At 66.7% G+C, this 12,087-nt stretch carries 9 protein-coding genes; all 9 read left to right on the top strand.

Features of this window, described 5'->3' with window-relative positions:
- The first annotated feature begins 34 nt into the window (after positions 1 to 34).
- The 9 genes from RBJ75_RS10590 to leuC all read left to right on the top strand — a co-directional run bounded on the left by RBJ75_RS10590 (position 35) and on the right by leuC (position 12,085).
- Positions 35 to 562: an antitoxin Xre/MbcA/ParS toxin-binding domain-containing protein gene (locus RBJ75_RS10590; protein WP_044409376.1), complete on the top strand. Its 528-nt coding sequence runs from the start codon at positions 35 to 37 to the stop codon at positions 560 to 562.
- Positions 559 to 1,239 (top strand): RES family NAD+ phosphorylase, encoded by a 681-nt coding sequence (locus tag RBJ75_RS10585; RefSeq protein ID WP_044409379.1) that lies wholly within the window; start codon positions 559 to 561, stop codon positions 1,237 to 1,239. Before RBJ75_RS10590 ends, RBJ75_RS10585 begins: the two co-directional genes overlap by 4 nt.
- Before the next feature lie 117 nt (positions 1,240 to 1,356).
- The gene (locus RBJ75_RS10580; RefSeq protein WP_044409391.1) at positions 1,357 to 2,880 is read left to right on the top strand and encodes an ATP-binding protein; all 1,524 of its coding nucleotides are present in this window, start codon (positions 1,357 to 1,359) and stop codon (positions 2,878 to 2,880) included.
- Positions 2,877 to 5,843: a bifunctional [glutamine synthetase] adenylyltransferase/[glutamine synthetase]-adenylyl-L-tyrosine phosphorylase gene (locus RBJ75_RS10575; protein WP_044409382.1), complete on the top strand. Its 2,967-nt coding sequence runs from the start codon at positions 2,877 to 2,879 to the stop codon at positions 5,841 to 5,843. The genes RBJ75_RS10580 and RBJ75_RS10575 overlap by 4 nt, the downstream gene beginning before the upstream one ends.
- A 405-nt stretch (positions 5,844 to 6,248) precedes the next feature.
- Positions 6,249 to 7,979, top strand: a complete 1,731-nt coding sequence (locus RBJ75_RS10570; RefSeq protein WP_052629000.1) for an ABC transporter permease — start codon at positions 6,249 to 6,251, stop codon at positions 7,977 to 7,979.
- Between the two features lie 22 nt (positions 7,980 to 8,001).
- Positions 8,002 to 9,015 carry an ABC transporter substrate-binding protein gene (locus tag RBJ75_RS10565; RefSeq protein ID WP_152647790.1) on the top strand — a complete coding sequence of 338 codons (1,014 nt, stop codon included), beginning with the start codon at positions 8,002 to 8,004 and terminating at the stop codon, positions 9,013 to 9,015.
- A 42-nt stretch (positions 9,016 to 9,057) separates the two neighbouring features.
- Positions 9,058 to 10,188 (top strand): ABC transporter ATP-binding protein, encoded by a 1,131-nt coding sequence (locus RBJ75_RS10560; protein ID WP_044414642.1) that lies wholly within the window; start codon positions 9,058 to 9,060, stop codon positions 10,186 to 10,188.
- Positions 10,188 to 10,691: a MarR family winged helix-turn-helix transcriptional regulator gene (locus tag RBJ75_RS10555; protein ID WP_044414643.1), complete on the top strand. Its 504-nt coding sequence runs from the start codon at positions 10,188 to 10,190 to the stop codon at positions 10,689 to 10,691. The genes RBJ75_RS10560 and RBJ75_RS10555 overlap by 1 nt, the downstream gene beginning before the upstream one ends.
- A gap of 11 nt (positions 10,692 to 10,702) precedes the next feature.
- Positions 10,703 to 12,085, top strand: coding sequence for a 3-isopropylmalate dehydratase large subunit (leuC, locus tag RBJ75_RS10550; RefSeq protein WP_044414644.1), 1,383 nt, complete (start codon positions 10,703 to 10,705; stop codon positions 12,083 to 12,085).
- Positions 12,086 to 12,087: the final 2 nt, after the last annotated feature.

Genomic DNA, 12,087 nt, shown 5'->3' with positions numbered 1-12,087 from the left:
TGGACTATATCTGCTTCTGACGCAGGAGCAGCCCATGCTGAATCACCCCGAAACCGATCCCTCGAAGGCCGGGCACGCCGCCCAGCTTCTCGACCCCGCGCGCTTTGCGCCGGCCAACCGTCGACGGCTCAGCGCGCCGGCGTTGCGGACGTTTTTGGCGATTGCGGATCTGTGGGGGCTGAGCGAGCAGCAGCGGCTGCTGGTGCTGGGTTTTCCGTCGCGCTCGACCTATCACAATTGGTGCAAGCAGGCCCGCGAGCATGGCGCGTTCACGCTGGATGTCGACGTGCTGACCCGGATCTCCGCGGTGCTGGGGATTCATCAGGCGCTGGGCACGCTGTTCGCCGACGAGCGGCAGGGCGTGGACTGGCTGCGCGGCCCGCATCAGGCGCTGGTGTTCGGCGGCCGGCCGCCGCTGGAGCTGGTCACCAGCGGATCGCAGGACGGGCTGCTGACGGTGCGGCGGTTTCTCGACGGCGCGCGCGGCGGCGTCTACATGGCGCCCAACAGCATCGATGACGCCTTCACCCCCTATGACGATGCGGACATCGTGATCCGGTGACCGATCGCTACGCCGCCGCGCCAGCTCCGTCGCATCGGCTGATCCCCTCGCGCTTTCCGCCGATCGGGTTGTTCGACAGCGTGGCGACCGCCGCCGATCTCGCCGCGGTGATGGAGCTGGTCGGCTGGACCAATGATCGGCTGGTGGCCGAGCGCATCCATCGGCTGCCGCAGAGCGAATGGGTCTATGGCGTGGCCAATGCCAGCATCGTCATGGCGGCGTTTCTCCACGTCGCGCCCGGCGGGATGCGGTTCAACGGGCCGGAGCTTGGCGCCTGGTATGCGGCCGACGCGCTGCCGACCGCCGCGGCTGAGGTCGGCCATCATCTGCGCCGCGAAACGGTGGCGCGCGGTGTCGCGACCATGCGCCGGACCTTTCGGGCTTACAGCGCGACGCTGCGCGGCGATTATCTCGACATTCGCGGAGAGCGGGATCGGCTTCCCGAGATCTATGCCAGCAACCGCTACGCCGCCGCGCAGCTTTTCGGCGAGCGCGTGCGCGCCTCGGGCGGCGCGGGGCTGATCTACGACAGCCTGCGGCGTCGCGGCGGCGTCGGCATCGTCGCGCATCGGCCACGCAATATTGTCGACATTGTCCAGACCGATCATTTCGAAATCACCGTCATGGCCACGTCGCGCCGGATCGACGTGCGCAAACTTCGGGTTGAGCCCAATTGACCAAGTCTGCGCGCCGCAACCTGACCGATTTGTCACTTCTGGCCGCGCCGCGCAGCGCGTATGATTGATCATGATGACATTATCAGAGCGCCTGCCGCCTTCCGCCAGACTGCTGCCGTGACCGCCTTCGGGAAACTGTTTCGCACCACCGCGTTTCGGCTGACGCTGGTCTATCTATTCCTGTTCGCGCTGTTCGCCGCGTCGCTCCTGGCCTATTTCGCCTGGAATACGCATCGGCTGATCACCGATCAGATCACCACCACGGTCAATGCCGAGATCGGCGAGATCGACGATATTTTCGGCCGCCGCGGTCTGCGCGGACTGGTGTTCACCATCGAGAACCGCGCGCTGCGGCCGGGCGCCAATCTGTATCTGGTCACCACGCCGGCCGGGCAGGCGGTGGCCGGCAATGTCGGCGCGCTGGCGCCCGGCGTGATGGCGCGCACCGGCTGGTCGGAGACCGTGTATCAGCGGCTCGACGATGAAGGGAAGCCGGATCATCGGGCGCTGGTGCGGGTCTCCGAACTCAGCAATGGCTTCCGGCTGCTGATCGGCCGCGATCTCGCCGAGCGGCGGCGGCTGTTCGGCGTGGTCGCCAATGCGGCGCGCTGGTCGGTGCTGATCGTGATCGTGCTCGGGCTCGGCGGCGGCATCTTCGTCGCCCGTCGCGTGCTGCGGCGGATCGATGCCATGACCGGCACCACGCGGCGGATCATGGCCGGCGATCTGTCGGGCCGGCTGCCGGTCGGGCGCAGCGGCGACGAACTCGATCGCCTCGCGGAAAATCTCAACGCCATGCTGGAGCGGATCGAGGCGCTGATGACGGGGCTGAAGGAAGTCTCCGACAACATCGCCCATGATCTGAAGACGCCGTTGACGCGGCTGCGCAACCGCGCCGAGGAGGCCTTGGCGCAGTCCCACGACGAGGCCGAGTATCGCGCGGCGCTGGAGCGTACCATCGATGAATCCGACGGGCTGATCCGCACCTTCAACGCGCTGCTGATGATCGCGCGCGCGGAATCCGGACAGGCGCGCGACAACATGGTGGATTTCGACGCCGCCGACATCGCCAATGGCATCCACGAATTGTACGAGCCGCTGGCCGAGGACAATGGCCTGACCCTGCAGGTCGAGGCCGAGCCGGCGCTGCTGCATGGCAATCGCGAATTGATCAGCCAGGCGCTGGCCAATCTGGTGGAGAACGCCATCAAATACGGCCAGCGACAAATCGCCGCGCAACCGCTTGAGGCCGACGCCGCGCCTGACGCTATGCCTGATACTGTGCCTGACGCCGTGCCTGCCACGACAGCGGTCGACGCTGCCGCGCCGACGCCCGCTCAGGGAATCCTGATCGAGGCGCGGCGCGACGGCGACGCGGTGCTGCTCAGCGTCACCGACCACGGCCCGGGGATTCCCGAGGTCGATCGCAGACATGCGGTGCAGCGCTTTGTGAGGCTCGAGGCCAGCCGCACCTTGCCCGGATCCGGCCTGGGGCTGAGCCTGGCGTCGGCGGTGGCCACGCTGCATGGCGGAGAACTTCGGCTCACCGATGCGCAGCCCGGTCTGCGCGCGACACTTGCAATTCCTGCCCGCGCGGGCGATGCACGTGCCGAAGCCATGATTGAACAGATCTCCGCATGATTTCTTCCGCGACCGGCGACGCGGACCATTTGCAACTGGCCGCGCGGTTCGCGGCCGGTCCGCTTCTGTTTGCGCCGGTCGAGGCCGCGCAACGGCTCGACGGCTGGCTCGGCGAATTGGCCCCGGCGCAAGCCGATGCGCTGCGGACGATCGCCGACCAATTCCCGCATGCCGGTACCATTCTGCGGTCGATCGCCGAAGCCTCGCCCTATCTGTTCGATCTGATCCGCGCCGATGCCGCGCGCCTGATCCGGCTGCTACGCGCCGATCCGGAGCAGGGCCTGGCGGCGCTGATGCAAAAGACCGATGCGGAGGTCGCCGCCGCCGGAGTCGAAGCCGACGCGATGCTGGCTTTGCGGCGGATGAAGGCCGAGGCGGCGCTGCTGATCGCTTTGTGCGACATCGGTGGGGTCTGGCCGGTGTTGCGGGTGACGCAGGCGCTCACCGATCTCGCAGTGGTCGCGGTGCGCGCCGCGCTGCGGTTTCTGCTGCGCCAGGAGACGGCGCGCGGCCGGCTCAAGCCGCCCGATCCCGAGCATCCGGAGCAGGGCAGCGGCCTGGTCGTGCTGGCGATGGGCAAGATGGGCGCCGGCGAACTCAACTACTCCAGCGACATCGATCTGATCGTGTTCTTCGACCTCGACGCCCATACGCTGGCGCCGGATATCGAGCCGCAACCGTTCTTCGTCCGCGTCACCCAGGGCCTCAGCCGGATGCTGCAGCAGCGCACCGGCGACGGCTATGTGTTCCGGGTCGATCTGCGGCTGCGGCCGGATCCGGCCTCGACGCCGGTGGCGATCTCGATGGCGTCGGCGTTGAACTATTACGAGCGCGAAGGCCGCACCTGGGAACGCGCCGCGATGATCAAGGCGCGGCCCTGCGCCGGCGATGCCGTGGCCGGCGAGGCGCTGGTCGCCGAGATCGCGCCGTTCGTCTGGCGCAAGCATCTGGATTTCGCGGCGCTCACCGACGTTCACGACATGAAGCGGCAGATGCAGACGTTTCGCGGCCAGACCGAAATCGCGGTCGAGGGCCACAACGTCAAGGTCGGCCGCGGCGGCATTCGCGAGATCGAGTTCTTCGCCCAGACCCAGCAATTGATCGCCGGCGGCCGGCATCCCGAATTGCGGGTGCGGCCGACGCTGGCGGCCTTGAACATCCTGGCCGAGCGCGACTGGATCACCTACCGGGCCCGCGACGAACTCACCGCGGCCTATGAATTCCTGCGTCGCGTCGAACACCGGCTGCAGATGATCGCCGACGAGCAGACCCATACGCTACCCGACACGGTCGAGGCGGTGGAGCGCTTCGCGCGCTTCCTCGGCTATGACAGCCGCGCGGCCTTTGCCAAGGACCTGCTCGGTCATCTGGACTGCGTGCAGGGGCATTACGGCAAGCTGTTCGAGGGCGATCCGACCGGCACCGAGAAGCTGCCGGATATCGACTATGCGGCCGGCCCCGATGACCGCCGGCTGGTCGATCATCTGGCCGGGCTTGGCTACAAGAAGCCCGTGATGGTGGCCGGTACGCTGCAGCAATGGATGTCGGGCGGCTATCGCGTGCTTCGGGTCGAGACCACGCAGCGCGCCTTCGTCGAATTCGTCCCGGCGCTGATCGACGGGCTGGCGCGGGCCGAGGAGCCCGACAATGCCATCGTGGCGTTCGATCGGCTGTTGCAGGCGCTGCATCGCGGCGGCCGGCTGATCTCGCTGCTCAGCCAGAACCGCGATCTCCTGGCGCTGATCGCGCTGGTGCTGGGCGCGGCACCCCGGCTCGGCGACATGCTGGCGCGGCAGCCGCAGATCATGGACGGCCTGATCGACCCGCGGTTTTTCGGCGCGATGCCCGACCGCGGCGAATTGTCGGCGCGGCTGGCCGCGACGCTGGCCGACGCCAATTCCTATGAGGAATTCCTCGATCGGTTGCGGCTGTTCGGCCAGGAAAGCCTGTTTCTGATCGGCACCCGAATTCTGTCCGGCACGGTCTCGACCCAACAGGCCAGCACCGCCTTCGCCAATGTCGCCGAGGGCATTGTCGGCACCGTGGACGATCTGGTGGCCAGGCAATTCGCCGAGCGCCATGGCCGGATCAAGGATGAGCAGACCGCGATCCTGGCGATGGGCCGGCTCGGCAGCCAGGAGATGACGGCGTCGAGCGATCTCGACCTGATCCTGATCTATGATTTCGACCATGAGCAGCCGGATTCCGACGGCGAGCGCGCGCTGCAGGGCGCGCAATATTTCGCCCGCTTCACCCAGCGGCTGATCAGCGCCTTCACCACGCGCACCAATTACGGCGTGTTGTATGAGGTCGACATGCGGCTGCGGCCATCGGGGCGCGCCGGCCCGGTGGCCTCGCGGCTGGATTCCTTTGCCGAGTATCAGGAGCACGAAGCCTGGACCTGGGAGCATATGGCGCTGACCCGGGCGCGGGTGATCTCGGCTTCGCCGGATTTCCGCGCTAGGATCGAAGGCATCATTCGCGACATCCTGATCCGGCCGCGCGACGCCGCCATCATCGCCTCCGACGTCGCCGAGATGCGCCGCGCCATCGCGCAGGAAAAGGGCGAAGACGATGTCTGGGACCTCAAATACGCCGCCGGCGGCTTGGTCGATATCGATTTCATCGCGCAATATCTGCAGCTGATCCACGCCGCGCAGGCGCCGGAGATTCTCAACGTCAATACGCTGGCGGTGCTGGACAATGCCACGCGGCTCGGGCTGCTGCCGCATGCCGCGGCGAATGTGCTGCGTCCGGCGGCGCGGCTGTATCACGATTTGACGCAGATCCTGCGGCTGTGCGTCAGCGAGAAATTCAAGCCGGAGACGGCGGGCGAGGATCTGTTGCGGGTGCTGGTGCGCGCCGGCGACGCGCCGGACTTCTCCGCGCTGCAGGCACGGGTCAAGGAGACCCAGGCCGAGGTGAGGGCGGTGTTCCTCAAGCTGATCGAGGGCGCGGGCTAGAGCATGATCCCGAAAAGTGGATCCCGTTTTTCGGAAAAGATCATGCTCAAACGAGAAGCTAGAGCGGGATGACGATTCGAAGATAAGTCATCCTGCTCTAGCTGTGGCGGCTCAACAGGTCGTCCGCGGGCAGACTAAGTCGGCCTGACTTCCCCGCTTGGACATCTCGGTCCGAACCGAATCGATAGCCTTTCAAACCTCACCGCCAGGCTGCAGCAGCAACATCAATCTCTGAGTCGTGCCTTGGCCGTCCAGGCCGGCGCTTGCTGCCATTCCCAGGCCGATGTGTTAATGCGCCGCACCGCGGCCGAGATCGTAGACATGTCTTTTAATTGGTAGACATGTCTACTTGTTTCGGGCAAGAAGGCTGCCGGAAACGTCCTCGGCAAAAAAGACCACCTCGCAATGGCGATGCAAGCCCTGTCCATCGGCGCCACGGCGCGCGGCAATCTCCGGCTTGGCCGGCTTGGCCGGCTGGCTGCGCCGCTGGTGCTGGTCGTCATTCTGGCGGCGCTGACGGTCTATCCGATCGGTACGCTGCTGTACGGCAGCCTAAGCACGCGGCCGCCCGGCGAGACCGGGACGTTCGACCTGTCGGGCTATGCGGCGCTGTTCAACCTGCGCACGCTCGGCATTCTCGCCACCACGGCGACGATCTCGCTGGTGAAGACCGTGCTCAGCCTGGTGCTCGCCGTGCTGCTGGCCTGGGCCGTGTCGCGCACCGACATTCCCGGCAAGACCATGCTGGAGTTGCTGATCGGATTGCCGTTCTTCATTCCCCCGATCCTCACCGCGATGGGCTGGGCGATGCTGGGCAATCCGACCGCGGGCTCGATCAATCAGGTCTGGCAGGCGCTGACCGGCGCGAGCTGGCCGCTCGTCAACGTCTACTCCTATGGCGGCGTGGTCTGGCACATGATGCAGTTCACCGTGCCGTTCGCCTTCATCCTGCTGATCGAGGCGTTCCGCGCGATGGACCCCTCGCTGGAGGAGAGCAGCCGCACCTGCGGCGCCGGGGTGCTGCGGACGTTCCGCACCATCACGCTGGCGTTGATGCTGCCGGCGATCTCCAGCGTCGCGATCCTGTCGGTGATCGGCGGCATCGAGGCGTTTGAATCGCCGCTGTTCTTCGGCGTTCCGGCCGGGATCCACGTCGTCACCACCGAGATATACGATTCGATCAACAATCGCGCGACGCCGAACTATCAATATGCGGCGGCGCTGTCGTTCGCGATCGTGCTGCTGATGGCGCTGATGGTTGCCTGGCAATGGCGACTGCTGCGCGGCCGCAGTTTCCAGACGGTGTCCGGAAAGGCGTTCGCGCCGCGGCCGGTTGCATTGGGCGCGTGGCGTTGGCCGGTCTTCGCGTTCTGCGTCGCTAACGTGGTCGTGTTCACCTGCCTGCCGGTCCTGCAGCTGGTGGTCAGTTCGTTCTCGCGATATTACGGCTTCTACAGCGTCGACATGCTGACGCTGTCGCATTATCGCGACGTGCTGCACAGCGATCTGTTCTGGCGGTCGGCATCGAACACCGCGCGACTCGGCTTCATCGGCGCCACCCTGACGATGATTCTCGGCAGCATCATCGCCTATGTGGTGGTGCGGACCCGGCTGCCGCTCCGGCACCTGATCGACCTGATCGCGTGGTTGCCGTGGATGATGCCCGGCATGGTGCTGGGGCTGGGATTCCTGTGGGGGTTTGCGCTGCTGCCGCACAGCATCGGCATCTACGGTACGCTGTGGGCGCTGCTGCTGGCCTATATGTCGCTGGGCACGCCGCTCGGCGTGCGCACCATGAGCACGGCGTTCATGCAGCTCTCCTACGATCTCGAGGAATCCTCGCGGGTTCACGGTGCGAGCTGGCTGAGGACGTTCGGGAAGATCGTGCTGGCACTGACGCTGCCGTCGTTCTCGGTCGGCTGGGTGCTGACCTTCTTCATGATCTTCCGCGAGCTCAGCGCGTCGATCCTGCTCTATTCGGTAGGCAACGAGGTGCTTCCGGTCACCGTGCTGCGGCTGTGGGAGGAGGGCAAGGCCGAGGACGTCAGCGCGGTGGCGGTGATGATGCTGATCGTCGTGCTGGTGTTCCGCGGGCTCCATCTGCTCATCGTCAACCGATGGGTTGCGGCGAAATAACAACAAGGAAAGGGAAGGCGACGTGATCAACTGGGCAAACAGGCTATCCGCGGCGATCGTCGCGATCGCAATCGGGACGTCGGCATCGGCGCAGGCCGCCGACTGGAACGAGGTCGTCAAGGCGGCGAAAGCCGAGGGCAAGGTGACGCTGTACAGCGGCCATGTCGGCGTTCCCTACCATCCGGAAGTCGCCAAGATGTTTGAGGCCAAATACGGCATCCCGGTCGAGATCCTCGACCTGCGCGCCAGCGACCTCGCCGAACGCGTCCGCACCGAGAAGGCCACCGGCCGGGTCTCCGCCGACGTCATCCTCAACGGCGCCGGCGCGCTGTGGCTGTTGAAGAACCAGGAGGCGCTCGCGCCCTATGGCGAGCTGCCGGCGCTCGGAAAGCTGCGCGGCGATCTCGAGCTCGATGGCACCAGGCTGCCGATCTACATCCAGGGCTACGGCATCGCGGTCAACACCAAGCTGGTGCCGGAAAAGGATCGGCCGAAGAGCTGGAAGGATCTGCTCGATCCGAAATGGCAGGGCAAGATCCTGTCCGACGACATGCGCGCGCTGGGCGGCGGGTCGACGATGTTCGCCACCACCTACGCCAAGTTCGGCCGCGAATTTCACGAGAAGCTGGCGGCGCAGAAGCCGCAGTTCAGCCGCTCGGTGCGCGAGAACGCTCGCCGCGTCGCGCGCGGCGAGTTCCCGATCTACATCCCGTTCTCGCTGCCCGATCAACTGCTCAACAAGGGGCTACCGATCGTCGGCATCACGCCGATCGAGGGCGACGTCTACGCGCAGTTCGACCTCGCGCTGACCAATAACGCCCCGCATCCGAACGCGGCGCGGCTGCTGATGGACTTCTTCCTGTCGGACGAGGCGCAATTGGTCTATGTCCGGTCGGCGCGGGTCCCGACCGTCAAGGGGCTCGACGACAAGATCCCGGCGGACGTCAAGGACATCGTCAAGGCGAAGCTGCTCGGGACCAGCAACCCCGCCACCATCAACGCCGATCTCAAGCTCGCCACCGAGATCTACAAGTAGCGATCGTCGATCGCCGCGCATCCTCGACCCCGGAGACTGGTCTTGCCAAGCGTCCACCTGAACTCAGTCAGCCGCCGCTTCGGTGACTTCGCCGCGGTCAAGGACGTCACGGCCGTCATTCCCGACGGCGCCTTCGTCACCCTGCTGGGGCCGTCGGGCTGCGGCAAGACCACCACCCTGCGGATGATCGCAGGGCTGGAGTCCAACACCGGCGGCGTGATCTCGATCGGCGACAGCACCGTCAGCGATCCCGCCCGGGGGATCTTCCTGCCGCCGGAAAAGCGCAACGCCGGAATGGTGTTCCAGTCCTACGCGATCTGGCCGCATATGACGGTGTTCGACAACGTCGCCTATCCGCTGAGGCTGCGCCGGCTGTCGCGGCAGGAGGTTCACGCCAAGACGATGCGGGCGCTCGATTTGGTGAAGATGTCGGCCTATGCCGAGCGGCCGGCCCCGCTGCTGAGCGGCGGCCAGCAGCAGCGCGTCGCGATCGCCCGCGCGATCGCGTTCGAGCCGTCGGTGCTGCTGTTCGACGAGCCGCTGTCGAATCTCGACGCCAAGCTGCGCGACGAGATGCGGATCGAGTTGCGGGCGTTGCAGCAGCGCCTCGCGATCACCACCGTGTTCGTGACCCATGATCAGGAGGAGGCGATGGCGCTGTCTGACCGCATCATCGTGATGCGGCAGGGCGCGATCCTGCAGAACGACACCCCGGAGGGCATCTACTTCCGGCCGGCGACGCTGAACGTCGCCGAATTCTGCACCAATTCGACCATCATTCCGGCGACCGTGATTTCCTCGGAAGCCGGCAGGGATTCGCGCATCCTGGAGGTGCAGGGCGACGGCTGGTCGGGTCGCGTGCAGGCGTCCGACCACGTGGCGCAGGGTCGCCCGGTGTCGGTGATCGTCCGCGCCGAAAGCATTCGCGTCGATGCAAGCCCGGTGCATGCCGTCGACCAGCAGGAGATCAGTTGGCGCGGCCGGGTCGAGAAGAACGTGTTCCGCGGTTCGCGACGCACCCTGATCGTCCGCGTCGGCGACACTGCCTTCACGGTCGATGCTGCGCCGGAGAACGACGTCGGCGTCGATCGCGACGTCACGCTGTCGGTGACGCTGGGCGACACCTGGTCGATCCCGGCGGCGACGACGTCAGCACGGACGGAGGCGGCCTGATGGGCGAACGCTACCCCTGGCGGCGGATCGCCCCGGACGGGCACACGCTGTCGACCCCCGACTTTCTCACCGCCAAGGTCAACACGTTGGCGCGGGCGCTGAAGCGCTATTCGGCCAAGGCTTATCCGGAAGCGTTCGACATCACCGTCACCGAATGGCGGACGCTGGCGGCGATCGTTCAGCAACAGCCTTGCGCCGCCAGCGACCTCGCGCTCCATCTGGGCAGCGACAAGGCGCTGATCGGCCGGCTGCTGAAGAAACTCGAACAGCGCAAGCTGATCTCGATCGCCGAGGATCCGGCCGACCGGCGGGCGGTGGTGGTTCGCACCACGGCGGCCGGCGACGCCGCCTATCGCAAGATCATGCCGTTCGCGCAGCAGCGCCAGGCCGCGCTGCTGCGGCTGTTGACCGAAGCCGAGCGCGAGCAGTTCTGGAGCATTCTAAATCGGCTGATCGTCCATGTGGACGCGTTGTCCGATGAGGACGCGGAGATCGAGCCGTGACGGCGCAAACGATGTATCACAAGATCTGGCAAGCGCACGAAATCGCCGATCTCGGCGACGGCTTCTCTCTGCTGCATGTCGACCGCCACCTGCTGCACGACGGCTCCGGCCCAGTGCTGGCCAGGCTCCACGCCAGCGGCCGGCGCGTGGCGCAGCCGGCGCTGTGCTTTGCCACGCTCGATCACGTGGTGTCGACCGCCGCCGGCCGGCCGGCGACCTCGGAGAACCGCAGCCGCACCATCGCATCGCTGCGCGAAGGGGTGGCGGCGGCCGGCATCCGGCTATTCGACGTCGGCCGCTCCGGGAACGGCATCGTTCACGTCATCGGCCCCGAACTGGGCGTCAGCGTCCCGGGCGCAATCGTGGTCTGCGCCGACAGCCACACCTGCACCCATGGCGGCGTCGGCGCGATGGGGTTCGGCATCGGCTCGACCGAAGCCGAGCACGTACTAGCGACCCAGACCATCGTGCAGGCGAAGCTGAAGACGATGCGGATCCGCTTCGTCGGCGCCGCCGGCGCCGGCATCTCCGCCAAGGACCTGATCCTCGCAGCGGTCGGCCGGCTCGGCGCCGGCGGCGGCAGCGGCTACGCGGTGGAGTATGTCGGCGAAGCGGTGCGGGCGCTGGACGTCGAAGCCCGACTGACGCTGTGCAACCTGTCGATCGAACTCGGCGCCAAGGTCGGCATGGTGGCGCCGGACGCGACCACCTTCGCCTATCTGGAAGGCCGCCCGTTCGCGCCCAAGGGCGAATTGTGGGCGCAGGCGCTGGCGGCCTGGCGCCAGCTGCCGTCCGATTCCGATGCGGTGTTCGATGCCGAAATCGCGGTCGACGTGGCGTCGCTGCAGCCGCAGATCACCTGGGGCACCAGCCCGGCGCAGGTGATCGACATCGACGGCACCGTGCCGTCGCTGGCGGCGGCCTCGGCGGCGCAGCAGGCATCGTTCCGCGAGGCGATGGACTACATGGGCGTCGCGCCGGAGCAGTCGCTGCTCGGGCTGAAGGTCGACTGGGTCTTCATCGGTTCCTGCACCAACAGCCGGATCTCCGACCTGCGCATCGTCGCCAGCATCGTCAAGGGCCGCAAGGTTGCCGGCCACGTCTCGGCCTGGATCGTGCCGGGCTCGGAGACCGTCAAGCGCCAGGCCGAAGCCGAGGGCCTCGACCGCATCTTCATCGACAGCGGCTTTGCCTGGCGCGAACCCGGCTGCTCGCTGTGTCTGGCCGCCAATGGCGAGGCGGTGCCGCCCGGCGCGCGCGCGGTGTCGACCTCGAACCGCAATTTCGTCGGCCGCCAGGGGCCGGGCGCCCGAACCCATCTGGCGAGCCCGGCAGTGGCGGCCGCATCGGCGATCCGGGGCGCGATCAGCGATTTCCGGCAGATGGGAGACTGATC

The organism is Rhodopseudomonas sp. BAL398, assembly GCF_033001325.1.
GTDB lineage: Bacteria > Pseudomonadota > Alphaproteobacteria > Rhizobiales > Xanthobacteraceae > JARJEH01.
Note: the sequence above shows the minus strand (reverse complement) of the source record. Positions and strands in the feature narration are given on the sequence as shown.